The sequence below is a fragment of the Delftia sp. UME58 genome (assembly GCF_014170385.1).
Classification (GTDB): Bacteria; Pseudomonadota; Gammaproteobacteria; order Burkholderiales; family Burkholderiaceae_C; genus Comamonas; species Comamonas acidovorans.
In genome coordinates this window covers 1-20,537 of sequence record NZ_LZZV01000102.1, presented here as the reverse complement: position 1 = coordinate 20,537, position 20,537 = coordinate 1, and the positions used below count along the sequence as shown (strand labels likewise).

Genomic DNA, 20,537 nt, shown 5'->3' with positions numbered 1-20,537 from the left:
GTGCAGGCTGGAAGTGGTGATTCAGTGGCTCGGTGATTCAGTGGCTTGGGGAGCGGGACGCTGGCGCGGACGGTGGCCGGCCGCGCACGGGCTGGCGGCGCTGGCGCAGCCAGGCTTCTGGGTCCAGGCGGAAGTCGCGCGCGTCCTGGGCGGGCTCGGCGTGGGTGAGCCAGGTGGTCCAGCCCAACTGGGTGCTGCTGCCCAGCCGGGCGGCAGGCACTTCCTGGCGGCGCAGCACCAGCACGTAGTCCCAGGCGAATTCGATGCCCAGGTAGTTGCGCACCCAGTCCACCAGGGTCTGGAACAGTGCGGCCTGGGGCAGCAGCTGCTGGTATTGCGCCAGGCCCAGCGGGCCGAGCACCAGGCGGAACTTGCTTTGCGCATCGGGCACGCGCGAGCCCACGACGGCGTCCACTCCCAGTCGCGAGTTGCAGGGGCGGCCCTGCAGCCGGGTCTGCTGCTCGGGCTCCAGCTCCAGGTGGTGCAGGCAGTTTTCTTCCAGCTTCACGGGAATCTGGAAGTAGTGCGACAGGGCCTGGCACAGGCCTTCCGGATTGCGCGTCCAGCGGGTCAGATGGCCGGCCATGAAGCGCTTGGCGTGGTCTGGCACGTGGTCGCGCGCGCGCTGGCTGGGCAGGCCGGTGCCGATGAAGCTGTCTATGTAGCGGCCGAAGGGGTCTTCGCCCGGCCGGTCCAGCGATGCCGTGGGCTGTGCGTCCGACCAGGCGCGGAACAGCAGCAGCAGCATGCGGTGGTGAAAGATGTCGGAAAAGCGTGCCAGCGTGGCGTCGTCATGCTGGCGCAGGCGCTCGCGCACGTATTCGGTGATGTGCGTGGGCAGCGGTCCGTTGGGGCCGTAGAGGCCGAAGTTCCAGACCGTCATGCGCTCGGGCTCGCCGGCACGCGAGGGCAGGATTTCGGCAATGGTGGCGGGGGCGAAGGCCAGCGACGGGTCCTGGCCCAGGCGCAGCGGCTCGTCCTTGGGGCGCGTGGCCTGGCCCAGGCGCGGCAGCGCGGGATGGCGTGCCTGCAGGTAGCGCAAGCTGTGCATCAGGTCGAACTGGTAGGGCCTGGCGCTCAGGCGCTGCCAGAACAGGCGCGCCCGGGCGTCCTCGGACGCGGAAACGGCCACCTGCGCGGTAGGCAGCGCCGGGGCCCGATCGGGCACCGGCTGGGGAAGGGGAGCGTGCGCGGCGTTGCTCATATGCCGGGCCTTTGTCCGGGGCGCGGAGTCCAGCGCGCGACGGGGCCGCGCTGGCGCGAGTGCAGTTGCAGCTCGGTGAAGCTGTTGACGCCCACATGGCGGGCGAAGAATCGCTCCAGCACATTGGACAGGGGCCAGGGGCTGACACCGGCCATGGCCGGCTCGTCCACGCTCAGGTGCACGCCCACGCCGCGGCCGTAGACCAGCTGGCGGTGCTGGGGCAGGCGGCGCGTGATGGGTTCGATGCGCATGCCCTGGATGGCGGCGATCTGCCCGGCCAGCTGGTGGTTGCCCAGGTCCAGGTACAGGCGCAGCAGCTCCTGCAGCGTGGCCGCGCCTTCCTCGTCGGACAGGTCGGTCATGGCCAGGTAGTTCAGGCTCAGGTGGGAGATCAATCGCCAGGTCAGGCCTCCGTCGGCCACGGCGGGGATGGGCGCGCTGGGGCCGGCGATGGCGCGGGCCCATTCCACGGGCGCCGATTCCTGCAGCGCAAAGTCGCCGCCCGGCTGGTTGACGCGCATGAGCAGGGGCAGGTCGCGGTTGGTGCACAGGGTGTGCATGGACAGCTGCTTGAGGTCGTCGGAGAAAGGGGCCTCGCGCTGGTCCACCAGGGAGATGAAGACTTCCGAGCCCAGGTACTGCGTGCGCGGGCCGCTGCGCAGGCTGCGCTCGGAAAACAGCCGGGGCTCGCGCCGCGTGGTGAAGTAGGCCTGCTCGGTGGAGTGCAGGCCGTGCGTGGATGCGTACAGCGGCGCGAATTCGCGGTCCTGGGTCTTGCCTTCGTGGTGGCCGGTGACGGCCTGCACGCCGTAGACCTCGAAGTCCAGCGGCCGCGTGCGGTCGGGGATGACGTGGTACTCGTGCACGTTGGAGGCCACATGCAGGCGGTCCGCCGTGTACTCGAACAGGTTGATGGCCGGAATGCAGTGCATCAGCAGCTTGGCCGCGTCGATCTGCGGCTCCAGCGTGGGTGCGGCGCGGCGCAGCAGCACGGTGATGCCCACGCCGTCATGGGCGATGCGGCGCATGCTGCGCGACAGGCCGTTGATCGAGAAAAACCGCTGCCGCGAGGGAAACGCAAAGTACTCGTGCAGCAGACGGTGGCCCTGGAAGGCGCGGTGCGAATAGGGAATCAGCGCCTGCTCGCTGTCATGGCCTTCGGCGCGCAGTGCATCGGGCTGGAGCACGTCCCAGACCTGGCGCGGGTCCTGCGGGTGGTGGACCACGATGGCCAGCGCCTGCGTGTGGATGAGCTCCTGCAGGTGGGAGGCGACGACATCGCCCGCATGGATGTAGACCCACAGCTGGTCCATCGCCAGCTGCATGCACTGCGAGGCGTCCAGCGTGGCCAGCTGCAGGCGCAGGTGGCCGCCGGCCTCGCCCAGCTGGGGCACCAGGGCATGGGGCAGGTCCAGCGCCGGGCCGCCCAGGCGCGCCTGGCGTATCTCCAGCGGCCACAGCGTCAGCGGCCCGCCGGTGCGGAATTCGCAGATGGTCTGCTCTTCCTGTGACTTGTGGGTGCGCAGCACGCTGCCAGAGGGCAGGGTGAAGCCGTCCACGAGGTTGCCTTCCTTGGCGCTGGGCTTGAGCTGGACGACCACCATGGATGGCGTGGGCGCCAGGTAGTGGGGGCAGACCATTTCCATCATGCGCTGGGACAGGCGCGGGAACTCCGCATCCATCTTCAGCTGGATGCGCGCGCTCAGAAAGCTGAAGCCTTCCAGCAGGCGCTCCACATAGGGGTCGGCCACATCGGTGTCGTGCAGGGAAAGGCGGCCCGCCACCTTGGGGAAGGCGGCGGCGAACTCGGCGCCCAGCTCGCGCAGATAGGCCAGTTCGCGGTTGTAGTACTCGACGAGGCGGGGATTCATGGTGTGGGTGGCGGCGTCCGGGCTCAGGCCCTGAGGTTTTGCAGCGAGACCTGGCCGGTCTCCAGGTCCAGGCTGGTCTTGAGCAGCAGCTCCAGCGGATAGGGCATGGACCAGAACTGGCAGCGGATCTCGAACTGCAGCGTGTTGTGGTGGTTGAGCTGCTCGGTGGAGGCCAGCAGCGTCACGGCCAGCGTCTTGGGCAGGATGCGCGGCTCGAAGGCCAGGATGCTTTCGCGGATGCTGCGCTCCACATGGCTCCAGTCCAGCTCGGACAGCAGCTGGCCGGCCAGCGGCGGCATGCCGTAGTTGATGACCGAGCGCTGCACATGCTCCAGCCCCTCCATCTCCACGTGGTCCCAGGCATCGCGCGCATTGAGCAGCCAGCCCAGGTCGCGCAGCAGGGCCTCGCGCAGGCGGGATTCGTTCACGAAGACCGCGTCGGGCCGCTCGGTGCGCAGATGGGGCTCATGGTCGGTCAGCCGGTCCAGCAGGGCGGGCTGCAGCCGGTCCTTGGCTGCGGTCGCCTGGTTCTGGCGCGTGCGCAGCGTGGGCATGGGGTTGAGGGGACTGGGGCGCATGGCTTGTTTCTTCAGGAACCGGCCGGCCGGGCAGCCGCCAAGGGGATCACGGGCTCCTTCGCCTTCAACGCCGGGTCTTGGCGGCAGGCGGAAAGAGGGCGCGAACGGGCGGAGAAGATCTGAACGATCTGCTCCTTGTCATCGGTGGACACCTTCATGCAGGCGCAGCCATAGCCGTGGCTGCCATGGCCGGTACGCACCCAGTCACGGTTTGCAAAGCGGGGCCAGTCGCCCTGGGCCTGGTGGCCGCCCTGCACGCCAACGGTCCAGTCGGTATCGCGATCGGTCAACGAGGCATTGGCGGGCGTGGGATTGTCGAACCAGCCGCAGCGCAGGGCATTGGCCGGGCCGTGGCTGGAGGCCGATGCAGGCCATGGGCCCAGGCACAGCAAGGCAGCCAGCAGCGAGCACAGGCAGCGCAGGGCATGCGGGGACGCGGGGGCGACTGTTCCGTGCATGGCCTGCTCCGTCATCGCGTGGGGGTGTCCAGCGCCAACTGGCGCACCTGCAGCATGGGAAAGTCCTCGGAGTCGGTGACCCAGGTGCGCTGGCCGTGGCCGGCCACGTGGCCCGAGGATTCGTCAGGATTGGAGGAGCCTGTGTCCAGCGGGCTCCACTGCGTGCGGCGCGACATGCGGACGGCATCGTCATCGCCGGGCGCCAGCGGATAGCGCGCGGGCATGAAGCCCTGCAGCGCGCCGCCCTCGCGCAGCGTGACCTCGCAGGGCAGCCAGATCAGGTCGCGCAGGTCCTGCACGGGCTCGAAGCCGATCTGTGCAATGGCGTCGAAGGGCAGCCAGTAATAGCTTCCATGGGCCAGCAGCTCGCAGACGGGGCCCAGTCGGGTGTCGCTGTCGGCCAGCCATTCGAAGCGGTGCTCGCCCATGTGGCCTGCGGTGGCGGGCGCCTCGTCCAGGGCGCGGGCGCGCAGGTCCTGGGCGGCCGCTCCTTCATGGGCCAGGGCGTCGATCAGGCAGGCCAGCCATTGCGCGGGCTCGCCCATCAGGAAGGGCTTTTTCTTGCCGGCGAAGACCTCGGCGCGCAGCACTTCGCAGCGGATGGCCTCGCGGTAGGCGCGCGCCATGGGCTCGCACGACGGGTCGAGCTGGGCGCACAGCTGCAGCTGCTCCAGTGCCTTTTGCCATTCGCCCAGCACGCACAGCAGCTGGAAGTAGTAGACGCGCAGGGGCGCCGAGGCCGGGGCCTGGCGGATCTGGTCCTTCAGGGCCTTGAGTTGCTCGTCCAGGGAAAGCTGTGAGGTGAAGCTGGGCAGGGGCATGGTGAAAACGCAGGAAAAAGAGAGGGGCGGGGTGCGGCTGCGCCCCGGTCAGTCGTCGTAGGAGCGGCAGCCCCAGCGCACGGCGTCGGGCGCCTCGCCATCCACATGGCCGATGACGATGCGCGGAGGCGTCTCGTCCAGGCCCTTTCTGATCGGCATGGCGCGTGCGTACTGGGCGGGCAGCTCGCCGAAACCTTCCAGGCTCCAGCTGCTGCGCGCCTGCGGCCCGGCCTTGGTGCGCTGGACCAGGGCCTGCAGGCTGCCCGTGGCGCGCGCCGCGACAATGCTGCCGCTGCCGCCGCGCACGGTGATGGAGGACACCTGTGTGCCATCGATCTCCAGCGGCGTGGCAAACAGATAAAGCAGGTCCAGGCTTTCGCCGGGCGCGCGGTCCACCACGGTCACGCCCTGCGCGCGCAGGCGCTGGGCCAGCGCTTCGTCGCGGCCATCGGGAAACTCGATGCGGCAATGCAGGGCGTCGGTGAACAGGGTGGTGATGTCCGCTGCCGTTGCTGTTGTCGTGGCGGGGGCGGCCTGCACCGTGGCGCAGGCCGTGCCGGCCAGCAGCAGGGTGAAGAAGGTTTTGGAACAGGCGTTCATGGCGTGGCTCGATGGGCGCATCAGGGATGGCGGTAGATCTTGAAAGCGGGCTTGTGGGTGCGGTAGCCGGGGCCTGCCCAGAAACCGTTCTGCTTGAAGTCCGAGATCCAGACGCTTCCGTCGAACATCTGCATGTGGCCGGCGGGCGATGAGGTGAAGCCCTCCATCACCGCCACATCGCCTTTCTTGTAGCCACCTTCGGGCATGGCGTCGTAGCGTGTGAAGCCGGCGGCCACCAGGCTGGTGCCGTAGTCCTTGGCATCGCGCGTGCGCTGCAGTGCGATGCCGCCAGCGCCGATCGCATCGCGCACATAGCGCGCGCAGTAGCCGGCCGAACTGGCGCGGGCATTGGTCTGCAGGGTGGCGACGGCGTTGTCTACATTCCAGGGCATGAAAAGCCTCTCTGAATTGGGTCCTGGAGGGGAAAGCTTCTCCAGGCCTGTTTCTTGTTATGGGGCCTGGCCCTGGTGCGAGCGTGTCGGCACCAGGAGCCAGGTGGGCGGGCAGTCTTACTTCGCGCCCTGCTTCACGGAAGGCAGCTTGGACACCAGGCGCAGCGACACGGTCAGGCCTTCGAGCTGGTAGTGGGGGCGCAGGAAGAACTTGGAGGTGTAGTAGCCGGGGTTGCCCTCGACCTCCTGCACCTGCACCTCGGCGGCGGCCAGGGGCTTGCGGGCCTTGGTCTCCTGCGAGGAGTTGGCCGGGTCGCCGTCCACGTAGTTCATGATCCAGTCGTTGAGCCAGCGCTCCATGTCGGTGCGCTCGCGGAAGGAGCCGATCTTGTCGCGCACGATGCACTTGAGGTAGTGCGCGAAGCGGCAGCAGGCGAACATGTAGGGCAGGCGCGCCGACAGGTTGGCATTGGCCGTGGCGTCGGAGTCGTAGTACTCGGCGGGCTTGGCCAGCGACTGGGCGCCGATGAAGGCGGCCACGTCCGAGTTCTTGCGGTGCACCAGGGGCATGAAGCCGTTCTTGGCGAGTTCGGCCTCGCGGCGGTCGCTGATGGCGATTTCCGTGGGGCACTTCATGTCCACGCCGCCATCGTCGGTGGGGAAGGTGTGGGCCGGCAGGTTGTCCACCGCGCCGCCCGATTCCACGCCGCGGATGGAGGTGCACCAGCCGTAGTACTTGAACGAGCGGTTGATGTTGACCGCCATGGCGTAGGCCGAGTTGGCCCAGCAGTACTTGCCGTGGTCGCCGCTGTCGGTCTCTTCCTCGAAGTCGAACTCATCGACCGGGTTGGTGCGCGCGCCGTAGGGCAGGCGTGCCAGGAAGCGGGGCATGGCAAGGCCGATGTACTTGGCGTCGTCGGACTCGCGCAGGCTGCGCCAGGCGGCGTACTCGGTGTTGGTGAAGATCTTGGTCAGGTCGCGCGGGTTGGCCAACTCCTGCCAGGATTCCATCTGCATGATGGCAGGCGCCGCGCCGGAGATGAAGGGGCAGTGGGCCGCGGCGGCCACCTTGGCCATTTCACCGAGCAGCTCCACGTCCGGCGGGCTGTGGTCGAAGTGGTAGTCGCCCACCAGGCAGCCGAAGGGCTCGCCGCCGAACTGGCCGTACTCCTCTTCGTACACCTTCTTGAAGACGGGGCTCTGGTCCCAGCCGACGCCCTTGAAGCGGCGCATGTTGCGGTGCAGCTCCTTCTTGGAGATGTTCATGACGCGGATCTTGAGCATCTCGTCCACCTCGGTGTTGGTCACCAGGTGGTGCAGGCCGCGCCAGGCGCCTTCGAGCTTCTGGTAGTCGTCGTGGTGGATGATGCGGTTGATCTGCTCGGACAGCTTGCGGTCGATCTCGGCAATGATGGCCTGCACCGTCTGGTAGGCATCGTTGGACAGCGTGATCGCCGAGCCCAGGGCCTGCTGGGCCAGCGTCTGCACGGCCGCTTCCACGGCTTCGCGGGCCTGGTCGGTCTTGGGCTTGAATTCCTTTTGCAGCAGGCTGCCGAATTCGCTGCCGGCCAGCGCCTGGGTCGATTGTTCGAGTTGGGTTGCGGTATTCATGACGTGCTTGCCTTCCTGATGTGCTGCCTCAAGCCTCGGATGCAGGGCCCGAGGCCTGCGGGGCAGTGATGTTGGGCGCGGCGGCCAGCGACTTGAGCAGCGCAGGGTCCTTGAGCACCTTGCCGATCAGCTCCTCGGCGCCCTGCTTGCCGTCCATGTAGGACAGCAGGTTGTGCAGCTGGGTGCGTGCCTCCAGCAGCGAGTTGAGCGCGCCCACGCGCCGCGCGATGGCGGCGGGGGAGAAGTCCTCCATGCTCTCGAAGCTCAGGTCGATGTTGAGCTTGCCCTCGCCCGTCAGCGTGTTGTCCACCTGGAACGCGACGCGGGGCTTGATGGACTTCATGCGCGCATCGAAGTTGTCGATGTCGATTTCCAGGAACTTGCGGTCGGCGATCTCGGGCAGCGGATCGACCGGCTTGCCCGACAGATCGGCCAGCACGCCCATCACGAAGGGGATCTGCACCTTCTTTTCCGAGCCGTAGATCTCGACGTCGTACTCGATCTGCACGCGCGGGGCACGGTTGCGCGCGATGAATTTCTGACCACTCTTGCCGGTTTTGGTAAGCGACATGCGGGTGTTCCTTTCAAGAAAAAAATAGGTCGCAGAAGTAAAAAGCCTGGAGTCCCGCCTTGCGGCGGACCGAAGGGCCGAGGGCGCAAGAGGCCCTGTGGAAACGGTCAAAGCCGTGGAAAGGCACAGATGTCATGGGGACGCCGGCTCTTTGAAGTCGAAGTCCGGCTCCAGCAGATCAGTGCAGGCTTCGCAATAGAGGTAGGACACGGAGCGTTTGCTCTCTGTGGTTCCCCAGCCTGTGCCGTCATCGATGGCCAGCCGGACTTCGCGGCCACCCTTGAAGCGCACGACGGCACTGGCGCTGCAGCTACCGGTTTCATAGGCACGCGCGTAATTGAACTGGCTGCTGGGCCTGGCGTGGCGCAGGAAATAGCGCACACGCTTTTCGTCAATGCGCAGTGAATCGCAATGGATATTCGGATCTTCGCTTTTGGCGGCGCTGACCGGTATCGTGATGCGCTCTATGACGGGCTTGGAGCGTGTATCCGCAAAGGCCGTCACGGCGAAGCCAAACGCTACGGCGAGACACCATTTCATGGCCATGTCGCGGTCTCCGCTTCGGTAACGTTCTTGTAGCTGACTGCCGGGTGGCGATGAATTTCGGTTCCTGGAATCTGCAGGCTGTTCTTCAGCTCTTCCACCAGATAGCTCAACGCGCTTTGCTGAGGCCCGTTCACTGCCTCGTAGACGGCGTTTTCGTTGATGAACTCCTGCTGCTTCTTGGGCGTGAGATTCGGGGGCATCTTTTTGCTCGGAGGCAACGACGCGACGCCAACGATTTCAATGCCGATGCTGTCCAGGTTGGAGGGGTAGCGCTCAGGGACGCTCTTGGTCATCTCCGTGCGGCTGATAGCCTTGGGGCCGCTCTTGCTGTACTGCTTGATCTCCGCTGCAGTACACCGATGCTCTGCCAGGCAGCGTGCGCGCACGTTGCCAACGTGGTTGGTCCGCCGATACAGCGAAGCTGTCTGGTAGATCGTGCCCTGCTTGCTGATGAGGAAGTGCGCCCCGTTGGCGCCAGGGACCAGGTAGCTGTTGAAAACAGCCTGCTCCGTGGAGGAACCCGTCTGGTGGACGATGATCCCTCGGACCGTGGGCATGGCCGCGCGCTCAATGGCCGTTGTGCGTCGCGGCAGGATGCGTGCGTTGTTGATCACCATCCCGTTCTTGTCGACTTCAAGCATTGCTTGCATCCTTTCGTTTAAACAGCGCCTCGTTCTTGGCGGTGGCCTTCATGTCTGCTGCTCCTGCAGATGGGCGCCCGTGATCACTTCCACCTGGGCCAGGCTGTCGGGCGACAGCTCGCGCAGGATGTCCATGAAGCCCATGCGCATGAAGCGGGCGGCGCGGCGGATGAGCAGGGGGGCGGGGTTGGAGGGCTCGGTGCGCTCCACGAAGGCGGCGATCTCCAGCAACTGGGCAATCGCCTGTTCGCGGTTGCGCGCCGGGGCGGGTGCCGAGCCGGGCGCGGGGTGGGCCGCCGTGCCGCCCTCTGTGCCGCCCTCTGTGCCGGTTCGTGCGGCCGGATCGGCTTCGGCGGCCGTGTCGGCATCGCCTGTGGACTGCGGCTGCCATTGCCTCAGGGCCAGCAGCAGCTGGCGCAGGCCGTCGAGTTCGGGCTGCTGGTGGCTGGGCAGGTGCTGTTCGCAGCAGGCGCGGATCTGGTCGAGTTCCTGCAGCGCAGGGGTGACGGCCAGCAGGGTTTCGTGGCCCTCGGCATGCGCGCGGGCCGAGGCCATGCGCAATTCGTCGGCGGTCAGGTGCGGCAGGTCCTCGGGCACGTTGCCCTTGGCCATCAGTTCGGCGTCGCGCACGCTGATCTGGCCCAGGGCGCCGCGCAGGAAGTCGGCGTTGCGCAGGTCACGCACAAAGCCTGTCACGTCCGACAGGGTGCCCAGGGCATTCATGCGCATGAAGTAGTCGTCGCCATCCTCGGGCAGGGGGTGGACATGCTCCCAGTGGCGCTCCAGCAGGGCGCAGCACAGCTGCAGGCCCTGCAGCGTGCCGGGCAGGCCGTGCAGGATGGTCCAGGCACGGCACAGCAGCACGGCCACGCGCAGGTCCTTGGTGCGCTGCATCAGTGCCGAGGCCTGGCGCTCCACGTCGCGCCAGTCCGGTGGCTCGGCGGGGATGACGGTGTCGCCGAACTGCTGTTCTACCTTGCCCTGTGCAGCGCTTTCCATGGCCTGGAAATCGTTGTCATAGGTGAGGTCCGGGCCGCAGGGCGGCTCGGCGGCGGTCTCGGTCAGCAGGTCCTGGATAGTGGCCATGGGTGGGTCGGTGTTGCTTGGGTACGGTGTGGAGTGGGCGGCGCGCTCTGGACGAACTCAGGCGCCCTTGAACAGCCGGGTGAACAGGCGGCGGTGCAGCACGTCGTGCTGGACCACTTCGTCATGGGCGTGGCGCGGCGTGGCCGAGATCCACCAGACGGAGGTGGTGGAACCCGGGCGCATGCAGGCGCGCCAGTCCATGCGCGGCAGGCGCGCGGCGTTGCCTTGCGAGGCGCCCATGTCCAGGTCCGCCAGCAGGCTGTGGATGGAGGCGCTGTCCGGCGCGCGGCCGTCCTGCTGGAACGGCCATTGCAGGGTGGCCAGCCGCTCGTCGAGCTGCTGGGCCGACAGGGGCAGGCGCCGGGCGTCGATGAGCGCATCACGGGCGCCGCTCAGAAAGCGCTCGATGTCCTGGTCCGACGCCGGCATGCCGGAGCTGCCGTCCACCGTGGCCATGATGGCCAGTGGAAAGAGCCGGCCGATGCGGTCGGAGCTGGGCCCGATCACGCCCACCATGGGCTGGCCCAGGATGGAGGCGGGGCACAGGAAGAACCACAGCGGCGAGTGCACGAAGCGCGTGGACCATTCGTCGGCCGCATCGCTGCGCAACTGGTCCATGCCGTTGCGCAGCCATTCGTCCCAGCGCATGGTCAGTGCGTGGGGCATGCGCCGGCCGACGAAATCGCCCTGGCTTGGCAGCTTGCCCCACCAGGCGGCGCAGGGTCGCTGGAGGGTCATGGCGTTCACAGCCGGTCCGGACATTCGAATTCCTCCATGGCCTTGAGCCGGAATGGGTTGAGAACGCTGCTGGTGGTGACTTCCATGCGCAGCTTGCGTCCGTCGATGGTGAAGATGGCCGTGAAGCGTTCGGGCGAGTTGCCCGGCAGGATCTGGGCACGGTCGAACAGGCGGTGCAGCGCCCAGGGGCCTTCGGTCACGATGCCGGTGTTCTGGGCGCCGGCGGCCGTGATCTGCAGGCGTGCCTGGCCGGTTCCGCGCGTGCCGGGCCAGGAGACGGCCTTGGGGATTTGCGGGCCATGCTGGTAGCGCACGATTTCGCCGTCCACGTCCAGCACCATCTGGGAGATGGAGGCATCCATGTCCAGCGGCTTGATCTCCAGCCGGATGCCGGGCGTGTTGCCGCCTGCGCGGAAGAACACGTCGCGGATGGAGGCTGCGCGCTGGAAGGCGGCCAGCGAGGCAGAGCCCCCCACCGGCGTGCCGTCCACACCCTGCTTGAAGGTCCAGGGCACGGTGGAGATGTCCACCATGGTCTGCAGCTGGGTGCGGAAGAACTCGTCCATGGTGCCGCCGGTGGCGAACAGGCGTGCGAAGTCGTCCGTGGTCACGTCGCGCGTGGCGCTGCGCGTGAAGGGGTAGCGGCCCAGGATGGCGCGGCGGCAGAAGTCGCCGATGGTGGCGTTGAGGTTGCCGCCCAGCGTGCTGCGCACGCTGCTTCCCACGAAGGACGAGGTGGACGTGGCCAGGGCCTCGTACATGCTGTTGAGCGGAGGCGGCACGCGCTTGGCTTCCGAGCGCACCTTCTCCAGCGTGCCGCTCAGCGAGGGAGGCACGCCGCCGCCCTGGATCACCTGCTGGCGCGCCGAGGCGATGACGGCCGCCGCCTCGTTGAGCACCTGCAGGCTGGCGGTGATGGGCGCCGGGCCCGAGCCGTTGCCGGTGGCAAGGCGGCGGTATTCGCGGAAGCGGAAGTCCACGATATCGGCCTCCAGCGTGCCCGTGGCCAGCATGCCGCCCACGTTCAGCGGCTTGCCGGTCAGGCGGCTGAGCTGGTGCTGTTCCTCGCGGATGCGCTGCAGCTTCTCGCCCAGCCAGCTACTGGTGCTGCCCGAGCTGCCGCCTTCCTGCTGGTCCGGGCGGCGGGCCAGCGTGGTCTCGCGGGCCACGGCGCGGATGAACTGCTCCAGGCTGGAGTTGGCGGACGAGTACAGGCGGGCCTGTTCGCCGGCCTGCTCCAGCGAGGCCGTGCGTATGGGGCGGATGTCGGCCAGGAAGGTTTCCCAAAGGCGCGCGTACTCCATCAGGTACAGGCGCTTGACCTCGTTGGCCAGCTGGCCCGTGAGCACTTCCTGGGCCACGCTGCGCCGGCCTTCGGCCTGGCCCAGCACCCAGGTTTCCTCCTTGGCCAGCAAGGTGGTGACCTTGGGCAGCTCGTGCAGGAAGAGGCCGTGGTAGCCGTCATAGGTGAACAGGCCGCTGATGCCCTGGGTGAGCGGCTTGCCGCTGGCACGCGCAAAGACCTGGGGCGCCTCGGGACCGCTGGCACGCACCACGCTGAAGTCGGGCGGCAGCTTGTCGCCGGTGTTCAGCAGCTGCTTGAGGCGGCTGTAGGCGCGCTGGGCGGGCGACATCTGGGCCAGGCGCTGGCGCACCTCGGCGACCAGGCTGGCATCGATGGGCTGGGCGGAGACCACCACGCGGCCGTCGATGAGGCGGTCCAGGTGCTCGGACAGCTGGTCCACCAGGCCGGCCTGCACCAGATGCTGGGGCAGGGTGTTTTCCCAATCGCTGCGCAGCCAGGCCTTGACGAAGGTGGCGTCGAAGTGGTCGGGCTCGTAGAGCATGAGGTAGGCCTTGAGCGTTTCGTAGCTGGCCTCGGGGCTGCCGGTGCTGACCTGGCGCAGCGAGCGCGCGACATGGCTGCTCAGGCGCGGCAGCCAGGCGTCTTCCAGCAGGCGCAGGTAGGTGGCGTGGGCGGCCGTCTGCACCTTGGGCACCTGCAGCAGGCCCCAGCGCCAGCCCAGCGGGGCCGATTCCTCGAAGCGGCTGCTCTGCGCCACGCGCGCTGCGTGGTTGAGCATGGGCACCAGGGCGACCACGTTGTCGGGGTCGGTGGCCTTGGACTCCTCCACGGCCTGGCGCAGCGTGCCGGCGTTGTCGGCCACTTCGTTCAGGTAGCGCTGGTTGTTCTCGTAGCTCAGCGTCCAGGCCAGGGCCGCGCCGCCCAGGGCCAGCAGCAGGGCGCACAGGCCGGCGGCCTGCATCAGGCGCAGCTGGCGCTCTTTCTTGGCGTTGCGCCCGGTCAGGCCGGACTCGTTGAACATCACGTCCTTGAACAGCGACTCCAGGAAGTAGCTGCGGCCCTGCTGCGGCACGGCATCGGCCGGCAGGCGGCCGCGCAGCGCAAAGCGGCGCGACAGGGCCGACATCACGCGGTCGAAGGGCATGCCCTCCTGCGTTCCGCTGGTGAAGTAGACGCCGCGCAGCAGCGGCTTTTCCTTGAAGCGCGAGGCGGAGAACGCCGCATCCAGCGTGTCGCGTACCACGTCCTTGAGGCCGGAGAATTGCTGGGGCAGTGCGTAGAGCAGGCTGCGGCGCGCAAGGTCGGGCTCGGTCATCAGCCGCTGGGGCAGCAGGCGGTTGATCTGGGCGACCAGGGCGTCGAACTCCTCCATGTACAGGGCGCTGGCGGCCTGCGGGTCGCTGGCGGGCGAGCGCTGGGTCTTTTCGTCATAGGGATAGGTGAAGCCCCAGACCTGGGCGCGTTCCTCGCGGCTCATGGCCCCGAAGAACTCGTTGAAGCCCGCCAGCAGGTCGCTCTTGGTGACCAGCACGTAGACGGGGAAGCGGATGGTCAGTTCCTCGCACAGTTCGCTCAGGCGCAGGCCGATCAGCTGGGCCAGCTGGGCGCGCTCGGCATCGCTGGCACTGAGCAGTTCCTGCACGCTGAGCGTGACGATCACGCCGTTGACCGGCTGGCGTCCGCGAAAGCGCTTGAGCAGCTGCATGAAGCCCTTCCAGGCTGCCTTGTCCTGCTCCGCATCGCTTTCCTGGGTGGTGTAGCGGCCGGCCGTGTCCAGCAGCACGGCCTGGTCGGTGAACCACCAGTCGCAGTTGCGCGTGCCGCCTATGCCGGGGATGGCACGCTTGCCGAACTGGGCCGCCAGCGGGAAGTCCAGCCCCGAGTTGATCAGGGCCGTGGTCTTGCCCGAACCCGGCGAGCCGATGATCAGGTACCAGGGCAGCTGGTAGATGTAGCGCTTGTTCCAGCGGCCGAACAGGCCGCCTTCGGTCTGGCCGAAGCGGGTCTTGCTCAGCGTGTCCAGGGCTTCCTTGAAGCGCGACTCCAGCTCGGCCACTTCCTCGGAGCCTGCTGCGGGCGTGCCGTCCGCCTCGCGCGGCGAGGTCAGGCGGGCCAGGCCGGTCATGAGGTGCTCGTTCATGCGCTGTGCGCGCCACCAGCGCAGCAGCAGGCGCAGGAACCAGAGGATGAACAGGCCGGCAATGATCCACCAGCGCACGGTGGGGCTGCCCAGCGGCTGGTAGGGCTGGATGAAGACGAGCGGGCCGACGAACCAGATGAGCAGGCTCAGGGCCACCAGGCCCAGAAGCTCCAGCATGTAGCGGTTGAACAGCCATGAGGCGATGCGACGGATCATGGGATCAGTTCCTGGTCTCGGGTGCGGCAGGCAGGGCCTGCAGTTGCTGGTCACGTTGCTGGGGCGCGACCAGCAGGACGATTTCCACCCGTCGGTTCAGCGCCCGGCCTTCTGCGGTGTTGTTGGGGGCGACGGGGTCGCTGTCGGCACGGCCTTCGGCATGCAGGCGCTGGCGGTCGCGCAGCGAGCCGCCCAGCATCTGGGACACGGCCTGGGCGCGCTCCTGCGACAGGTTCCAGTTGGAGGGGAAGCGTGCCGTGCGTATGGGCAGGTTGTCGGTGTAGCCATTGACGACGACCTTGCCCGGCACTTCGTCCAGCGCCGCTGCCACGCGGTGGATGACCTGCACGTAGCGGGGCTTGACGACGGTGGCGGCCGGGTCGAACAGGCCGTCGCCGCGCAGGATGACGGTGCTGCGGTCGGCCTCGTCGCGCACGCTGACCAGGCCTTCGCGGATCTCGGGCTCCAGGAACTGGCGCAGCCGCGGCTTGAGCGTGGCGACGGTGGCGGCCGCCGAGGTGCGCGGGAAGCGGATCTCGTTGATGGCGGCGAACAGGTCGTCCGAACTGTTGGACAGCCGGTAGCTGAACCACAGGTAGATGAAGAACGCCAGCAGCAAGGTGATGGCCGCGGCCACCCACAGCGGCACCATGGCCCAGGGCGGGGAGGCCAGGCGCTGCACGCCACGCCAGTGCACGGACAGCAGGCTGCTGCGGTCGCCACGCGTGGATTCGATGAGCTGCAGCAGGCGCGCCTTCAGCGTTTCCAGCTGGGCGCGGCCGTTGTCGATCACGCGGTAGCGGCCTTCAAAGCCCAGCATCACGCAGTAGTACAGCAGCTCGATGAGGTCGATGTGCTGGTGCGGCGTCTGCACCAGGCGGGCCAGCAGCTGGAAGAATTTCTCGCCGCCCCAGGTTTCGTTGTGCAGTGCGACCAGCAGGCTGTGCTTGGGCCAGACGCCGGCACTGCCCCAGGGCGTCTGGGCGGCGGTCTCGTCCAGCACCGTGCAGATGCAGTAGCGTGCACCGATGATGGTTTCCATGGGCACGCCGCTGGCGCCTGCGCGCTGCTCGAACTCGCGGATGTGCTCGAGCAGCAGTTGCTGCAGCGCGCGCGGGTCCTCGTTGGTGACCATGGCGCGGATCTGGGGGATGAGGTTCAGCAGCCGGTTGGCGGCGGCCACCAGCGGGTTGCCGCCGCTGACCACGTCGGGCAGGTTGGAGCGCAGCGGCTCCTGGCCGGCAGGCGCGGGGGCGGCGCTGGCCGCGCCTTCGGCACGGCCCGTGTCGGCGTCGCCGCCCCAGGGCATTTGGTGGCTGATGTTGGAACTGTTCATGTCGGAAGATGCGTCGCGCCGTCAGCGGCGGATGGCCCAGAACTCCAGTTGCAGGTCGGGGAATTCACCGGAGACGTGCATGGCAAGGCCGCCGGAGCTTTGCAGCTGGTTCCACAGATCGTGCGTGGTGTCCACCTCGAAATAGTTGTAGCCCGCGTGGTAGGGAATCTCGCGCGGGGCAATGGGCAGGGGCCGCAGCGTGACGCCGGGCAGGTGCAGGTTCACCAGGTCGCGTATGCGCTCCACGGGGCCCAGCTTGGTCTGGGTGGGAAAGTGGGTGCGCAGGAATTCCGGCGTGGTCTGGGCATGGGCGGCCAGCACGAAGTCGCAGGTGGTCAGCAGTTCGGTGGACGGGATCAGCGCCACGCGCACGCCGTACTGGCGGTCGTGCAGCGGGATCTGGATGGCGTTTTGCTCCAGCACCGAGGACAGGCTGCGCCGCAGCTCCAGCATCAGCGGCGGGAAGCTGCGCCGCAGGTCGTCGTGGTCGTAGGCGGGCAGCACCTCGGGGCGGCGGCGCTCGTGGTCGAAGGTGGTCAGCTCGGCGGCCAGGCGCAACAGTTCCTCGAACAGGCGCTCGGGGTGGATGCTGGCGGTGCGCACCCAGTGCTGGGCCGCGCCCGTCCAGTGGTTGATGAGCTGCAGCAGCAGGAAGTCGCCGACCTCGCCGATGCCGCCGCGCTCGGGCTGGATCATGCGCTGGGCCAGCACTTCGCCGCGCTGGCGCAGCAGGCCGTGGATTTCCTTGCAGAAGGTGTTGAGCACCGAGCTGGGCCCGTTGTTGACCACGGTGGGGATGAAGCCGGGCTCCAGCAGCACGCCGCCGCTGGCCTGGCGCTCCACCACATGGGCCACGGGCAGGCTGACCCAGCCTTCGGTCAGCTCGTGGGCGGGGCGCAGGCTCAGGCGCAGCCGGCCCAGCTGCACCTCGGCGGGCTGGGCACCCACGTCGTTGCTGTCCGCCACTTCGGTCACATCGCTGAGATAGCGCGCGGGGCTTTGCGTGCCTTCGCCAAAGGTGACCTCGCTGCCCGAGAAGCGGCGCAGCGGCAGCGCCAGGTGGACCACCATGTCCTTGAAGTCCTTGCCGATGTCCAGCGGCGTGGGGGCCTCGTCGTCGCCCGGCAGCTGGAACGGCGTGCCGTCGGGCAGCACGCCGTGGGCCGAACGGATTCCCAGCTTGCCCATGCGCAGCAGATCGGTGTCCAGCTCCAGTTCCGAGAAGCCCCAGAAAAAGGGCTGCCCCGGCAGGCTGCGTGACTGCAGTTGCCGGAACAGGAAGCGCTCCTGCTGCTGGAAGTGCTGGGGCCGAAGGAACATGCCCTCGGCCCAGATGACTTTGCGTTGCCAGACCATGGTGGATAGATGTGCGTTTATTGGGATGCGGGTTGAATGCGGACGGTGACCTCTTCGCGGGTCAGGTGCACCTGGTAGCGCACGGGCTGCAGCTTTTCGGTGGAGCCCATGCCCCACCAGCGTCGGCGCAGCTCGACGGAGTTGGGCGCCGCGGCCGAGGCGCGCCAGGTGCTGCGCTCCAGATCGCGGTAGGCGGCGAACAGGCCGAAGGCGCGCACATCGGGGTTGCCCTTGCGCTCTATGACCTGGCGCTGGCCGGGCGCGACCAGGAATTCCTCGCGCCGCACGAAGTCGCTGCCCAGCTGGCCATCGTCCTTGTCCTGCAGGTCGAAGAAGCCGGCGCGGTCGAAGGCGGCGGAGGCGCGCAGCTCGTAGATGCGCAGCAGCACGGGCTTGGGAATGCCTTCACGGTCGGGATTGATATCCATGTCCGCCACCACTTCGAATATGGCGGTGGGCACGGCCGTTGGCGCCACTTCGGGCGCGCGGCTCAGGGGGTTGAGGGAGCCGCAGCCTGCCAGGCCGGTCACCACGGCCGTGCCCAGGCCCAAGGCGCCCAGCGTTTGCAGCGCCTGCCGGCGCCCCTGCGATCCCTGCGGTTCCTGTGATCTCCACATGGCTTCTCCTGTCTCGATGTCAGTCATTGGTTTCACGCGGGCAGATCCACACCGTCAGCGCGCTGAGGTTGTCCTGGTGCGGGTTGCCGCTGGATACGACGCGGCCGACCATGCGCTGTATCCATTCGTCGGGGCGTTGGCTGGCGGCCAGCAACTGCTCCATTTCCGACTCGTGCATGCCTTCCCACAGACCGTCCGAGCACAGCAGGAAGACATCGCCGGGCTCCAGGGCCACGGCGTCGGCGCGGATGCTGGGCGGCACCTGGCCCTCGGCGCCAATGGCGCCGGCCAGTACGTTGCGGTTGGGCAGGCGGCGCGGGTCGTCCTCTTCGTACAGGCCGGCGTGCAGCAGCTGCTGGACCAGGCTGTGGTCTTCGGTGCGCAGGTGCATGCGGCCCGCGCGGAACCAGTACAGGCGCGAGTCACCCCAGTGCGCCCACAGCGCGCGGCCCCGCTCGGTATCGATGCACAGCACCACCACGGTGGCGCTCATGTGCATGCGCGAGACCGAGGTGGACTGCTGGCCGCTGACGCGGTGCTCCGCCTGGGAAATCAGGGAGGCCAGGCTGGCGGGGGCGAACAGCGGGTTCTGCCGGAAGCCATCCACCACGGCCTGCACGGTGAGCTGGGCGGCGAGTTCGCCATGCCCATGCCCGCCTGCGCCGTCGGCCAGCGTGCAGCACAGGCCGTGGGCGCCCAGGTCCATCAGGCCCATGGCGTCTTCGTTGCTGGAGCGCCTGCCGCTGTGGGATGCGCTGGCCACCTGGATGCTGTAGCGGTGGCCGGCTCCGTCGAGGTAGGCAATCACGGCTGGCCTTTCACGGACTGCTCGGCGTTTTCGTAGGCCTCGACGAAGGTGCGGCCCGAGAAGGCCATCAGGTCGTCCTCGGCATGGCGGCGCAGCACGTCGAAGTTGTGCTTGTAGTCATCCCACAGCGCGGCCTTGCGGCCATTCGTCAGCAGCTTGTCCAGCAGGCCGGGGTTGGTTTCGGTGCGGCGCTCCAGCTCGGTGGGGTCGAACCGGGTCAAGGCCTCGGCATAGGCGGCGCGTATGCCGGCCATCAGGGCCAGCTGGTGCACATGCAGGTCCTGGAAGGCGTCCTGCATGGCGGGCAGCGGCTTCATGAAGCCCGGGAAGGTCTGGTGGACCATCTGCATGAGCACGCCCTCGGAATTGGGCAGGAACTTGAGCGGGTTGTTGGCACCCGTGGCAATGATGGTCACGCCGGCGCGGAACTCGCGCTTGATCTCGGAGCGCGCGGCCAGCAGGTCGATGGTGCCCTGCACGGCAATGCGCAGGGCTTCGCCGAAAGTGCGCATGAATTCCGGTGTGACCTCGAAATGGGTCTTGGCCGGGTTCAGGCCTGCGCCCTCCATGAAGGCTGCGGCCAGTGCCTGCAGATCGGCGTTGGCGGCCGGCTGGGACTGCACGGGAATATCGACAGGCGCGGCAGTGGAGGGCAGGGCGCCGATGGGAATGGCGGCGTCGCCCTGGCCGAGGATGCTGGAGGCCGCGGGGATATCGACGTCGGCGCCTGTGCCAAGGGGGGGCGAGGCAGCGGCAACGGCAGCCCTGGCGACGGCCGCGACGGGTGCGACAGGCGCGACGTGGGCAAGACCGGACTTGAAGAGGTCCAGATCCAGTCCATTGGTGGGCAGCAGTCCGCCCAGCGCGGCCGGCTCGGCGGGGATCTGGGGCACGGGCGCCGGGGCAGGCGCGGCAACCGGAATGTCCTGTACCTGCGTCTGTACCTGAGCCTCTACCTGCGCCTCTACCTGTACAGGAAGCTGCTCCTGCCCTGCAGGAATCACGGTATCGATCACAGGCGGGAGCACCGGCTCTGCGGGCTGCGCATGCGACTGCATGCGCGGCAGATTGAAGGCCTGGCCCAGTTCGGAGCCCCGGCCCGAGGCCTGCTGCAGCGGCTGCGCATCGGCGGGCAGGCCGCCCTGGTCGAACAGCGCAAGCGGGTCGAGCTTTTGGGATTGCTCGAAGCACGAAGGCAGGCCGGTATGGGAGGCATCATGCAAGGCCTCGGTGCTCAGGCCCTTGAGCGGCAGGGTGTGGACCATGCCGTCATGGCGCTGCTGTATCAGCTCGCCCGTGCCTTGCGATGGCAGGCCGGCCCAGCCTTCCTCCTGCTGCCGAGCCTGCTCGGGCGGCGGGGCAAACGGGTCGAAATCATTGGGGATCAGCAGGGGGCGATGCTGCGCCTTGGCGGGCTGCGGCATGGCCAGTGCAGCCTGCTCGGGCGGGATGGCGCTCTCGATCGAAGGCACGGCAGGGGTCTGGATGGCATCCAGGCTCAGTGCCGCCAGGCCTTCCCAGGGATCAGCGATGCCGGTGGCGGCGGCAGGCAATACGTCTGCCAGCGGCGCTGCTTCCGGCAGCGGGGGCTGGGCGGCGACGGGAGGCGGGACGATCTGGGGCTGCGGGGCGGCCATGGCG

Annotated in this window: 19 protein-coding genes; all 19 read right to left on the bottom strand. The window is 68.0% G+C overall.

Annotated features, from left to right (window positions below; all coding sequences use genetic code 11):
* Positions 1 to 37: 37 nt before the first annotated feature.
* Positions 38 to 1,204: a type VI secretion system baseplate subunit TssG gene (gene tssG, locus A9976_RS26025; protein ID WP_259649318.1), complete on the bottom strand. Its 1,167-nt coding sequence runs from the start codon at positions 1,202 to 1,204 to the stop codon at positions 38 to 40.
* Positions 1,201 to 3,075: a type VI secretion system baseplate subunit TssF gene (gene tssF / locus A9976_RS26020; protein WP_183021388.1), complete on the bottom strand. Its 1,875-nt coding sequence runs from the start codon at positions 3,073 to 3,075 to the stop codon at positions 1,201 to 1,203. The genes tssG and tssF overlap by 4 nt, the downstream gene beginning before the upstream one ends.
* 23 nt (positions 3,076 to 3,098) lie before the next feature.
* Positions 3,099 to 3,653: a type VI secretion system baseplate subunit TssE gene (tssE, locus tag A9976_RS26015; RefSeq protein ID WP_012205683.1), complete on the bottom strand. Its 555-nt coding sequence runs from the start codon at positions 3,651 to 3,653 to the stop codon at positions 3,099 to 3,101.
* Between the two features lie 11 nt (positions 3,654 to 3,664).
* Positions 3,665 to 4,111 (bottom strand): DUF4087 domain-containing protein, encoded by a 447-nt coding sequence (locus A9976_RS26010; protein WP_183021387.1) that lies wholly within the window; start codon positions 4,109 to 4,111, stop codon positions 3,665 to 3,667.
* Positions 4,112 to 4,122: 11 nt separating this feature from the next.
* Complete coding sequence (locus tag A9976_RS26005; RefSeq protein WP_183021386.1) at positions 4,123 to 4,932, bottom strand: type VI secretion system accessory protein TagJ; 810 nt, start codon at positions 4,930 to 4,932, stop codon at positions 4,123 to 4,125.
* 48 nt (positions 4,933 to 4,980) lie between these two features.
* The gene (locus A9976_RS26000) at positions 4,981 to 5,532 is read right to left on the bottom strand and encodes a hypothetical protein (protein ID WP_259649317.1); all 552 of its coding nucleotides are present in this window, start codon (positions 5,530 to 5,532) and stop codon (positions 4,981 to 4,983) included.
* Between the two features lie 20 nt (positions 5,533 to 5,552).
* Positions 5,553 to 5,924: a hypothetical protein gene (locus A9976_RS25995; protein WP_012205679.1), complete on the bottom strand. Its 372-nt coding sequence runs from the start codon at positions 5,922 to 5,924 to the stop codon at positions 5,553 to 5,555.
* A 117-nt stretch (positions 5,925 to 6,041) separates the two neighbouring features.
* On the bottom strand, positions 6,042 to 7,535 hold the full coding sequence (gene tssC, locus A9976_RS25990) for a type VI secretion system contractile sheath large subunit (protein ID WP_012205676.1): 1,494 nt from the start codon (positions 7,533 to 7,535) through the stop codon (positions 6,042 to 6,044).
* A 28-nt stretch (positions 7,536 to 7,563) separates the two neighbouring features.
* Positions 7,564 to 8,106, bottom strand: a complete 543-nt coding sequence (gene tssB / locus A9976_RS25985) for a type VI secretion system contractile sheath small subunit (protein WP_012205675.1) — start codon at positions 8,104 to 8,106, stop codon at positions 7,564 to 7,566.
* 132 nt (positions 8,107 to 8,238) lie between these two features.
* Positions 8,239 to 8,652, bottom strand: coding sequence for a hypothetical protein (locus A9976_RS25980; protein ID WP_183021384.1), 414 nt, complete (start codon positions 8,650 to 8,652; stop codon positions 8,239 to 8,241).
* Positions 8,643 to 9,293: an N-acetylmuramoyl-L-alanine amidase gene (locus A9976_RS25975; RefSeq protein ID WP_183021383.1), complete on the bottom strand. Its 651-nt coding sequence runs from the start codon at positions 9,291 to 9,293 to the stop codon at positions 8,643 to 8,645. Before A9976_RS25975 ends, A9976_RS25980 begins: the two co-directional genes overlap by 10 nt.
* A gap of 48 nt (positions 9,294 to 9,341) precedes the next feature.
* The gene (tssA, locus tag A9976_RS25970) at positions 9,342 to 10,379 is read right to left on the bottom strand and encodes a type VI secretion system protein TssA (RefSeq protein ID WP_183021382.1); all 1,038 of its coding nucleotides are present in this window, start codon (positions 10,377 to 10,379) and stop codon (positions 9,342 to 9,344) included.
* 57 nt (positions 10,380 to 10,436) lie between these two features.
* Entirely contained in the window at positions 10,437 to 11,117 is a 681-nt protein-coding gene (gene tagF, locus A9976_RS25965) for a type VI secretion system-associated protein TagF (protein WP_259649316.1), read from the bottom strand.
* Between the two features lie 5 nt (positions 11,118 to 11,122).
* Positions 11,123 to 14,779, bottom strand: a complete 3,657-nt coding sequence (gene tssM / locus A9976_RS25960) for a type VI secretion system membrane subunit TssM (protein ID WP_183021380.1) — start codon at positions 14,777 to 14,779, stop codon at positions 11,123 to 11,125.
* A gap of 4 nt (positions 14,780 to 14,783) precedes the next feature.
* A complete protein-coding gene (locus tag A9976_RS25955) occupies positions 14,784 to 16,115 on the bottom strand; it encodes a DotU family type VI secretion system protein (RefSeq protein ID WP_012205670.1) in 1,332 nt (443 codons plus the stop codon).
* 21 nt (positions 16,116 to 16,136) lie between these two features.
* On the bottom strand, positions 16,137 to 17,471 hold the full coding sequence (gene tssK, locus A9976_RS25950) for a type VI secretion system baseplate subunit TssK (protein WP_183021379.1): 1,335 nt from the start codon (positions 17,469 to 17,471) through the stop codon (positions 16,137 to 16,139).
* Between the two features lie 17 nt (positions 17,472 to 17,488).
* Complete coding sequence (gene tssJ / locus A9976_RS25945; protein ID WP_183021378.1) at positions 17,489 to 18,088, bottom strand: type VI secretion system lipoprotein TssJ; 600 nt, start codon at positions 18,086 to 18,088, stop codon at positions 17,489 to 17,491.
* 19 nt (positions 18,089 to 18,107) lie between these two features.
* Positions 18,108 to 18,896: a protein phosphatase 2C domain-containing protein gene (locus A9976_RS25940; RefSeq protein ID WP_183021377.1), complete on the bottom strand. Its 789-nt coding sequence runs from the start codon at positions 18,894 to 18,896 to the stop codon at positions 18,108 to 18,110.
* The coding region (gene tagH / locus A9976_RS25935; RefSeq protein WP_220808878.1) for a type VI secretion system-associated FHA domain protein TagH at positions 18,893 to 20,537 on the bottom strand (1,645 nt) is incomplete at its 5' end. The genes tagH and A9976_RS25940, both read right to left, overlap by 4 nt.

Bases quoted from the DNA above. Each gene is read 5' to 3' on its own strand.
- tssG (WP_259649318.1), bottom strand. From the start codon at position 1,204: ATGAGCAACGCCGCGCACGCTCCCCTTCCCCAGCCGGTGCCCGATCGG.
- tssF (WP_183021388.1), bottom strand. From the start codon at position 3,075: ATGAATCCCCGCCTCGTCGAGTACTACAACCGCGAACTGGCCTATCTG.
- tssE (WP_012205683.1), bottom strand. From the start codon at position 3,653: ATGCGCCCCAGTCCCCTCAACCCCATGCCCACGCTGCGCACGCGCCAG.
- A9976_RS26010 (WP_183021387.1), bottom strand. From the start codon at position 4,111: ATGCACGGAACAGTCGCCCCCGCGTCCCCGCATGCCCTGCGCTGCCTG.
- A9976_RS26005 (WP_183021386.1), bottom strand. From the start codon at position 4,932: ATGCCCCTGCCCAGCTTCACCTCACAGCTTTCCCTGGACGAGCAACTC.
- A9976_RS26000 (WP_259649317.1), bottom strand. From the start codon at position 5,532: ATGAACGCCTGTTCCAAAACCTTCTTCACCCTGCTGCTGGCCGGCACG.
- A9976_RS25995 (WP_012205679.1), bottom strand. From the start codon at position 5,924: ATGCCCTGGAATGTAGACAACGCCGTCGCCACCCTGCAGACCAATGCC.
- tssC (WP_012205676.1), bottom strand. From the start codon at position 7,535: ATGAATACCGCAACCCAACTCGAACAATCGACCCAGGCGCTGGCCGGC.
- tssB (WP_012205675.1), bottom strand. From the start codon at position 8,106: ATGTCGCTTACCAAAACCGGCAAGAGTGGTCAGAAATTCATCGCGCGC.
- A9976_RS25980 (WP_183021384.1), bottom strand. From the start codon at position 8,652: ATGGCCATGAAATGGTGTCTCGCCGTAGCGTTTGGCTTCGCCGTGACG.
- A9976_RS25975 (WP_183021383.1), bottom strand. From the start codon at position 9,293: ATGCTTGAAGTCGACAAGAACGGGATGGTGATCAACAACGCACGCATC.
- tssA (WP_183021382.1), bottom strand. From the start codon at position 10,379: ATGGCCACTATCCAGGACCTGCTGACCGAGACCGCCGCCGAGCCGCCC.
- tagF (WP_259649316.1), bottom strand. From the start codon at position 11,117: ATGACCCTCCAGCGACCCTGCGCCGCCTGGTGGGGCAAGCTGCCAAGC.
- tssM (WP_183021380.1), bottom strand. From the start codon at position 14,779: ATGATCCGTCGCATCGCCTCATGGCTGTTCAACCGCTACATGCTGGAG.
- A9976_RS25955 (WP_012205670.1), bottom strand. From the start codon at position 16,115: ATGAACAGTTCCAACATCAGCCACCAAATGCCCTGGGGCGGCGACGCC.
- tssK (WP_183021379.1), bottom strand. From the start codon at position 17,471: ATGGTCTGGCAACGCAAAGTCATCTGGGCCGAGGGCATGTTCCTTCGG.
- tssJ (WP_183021378.1), bottom strand. From the start codon at position 18,088: ATGTGGAGATCACAGGAACCGCAGGGATCGCAGGGGCGCCGGCAGGCG.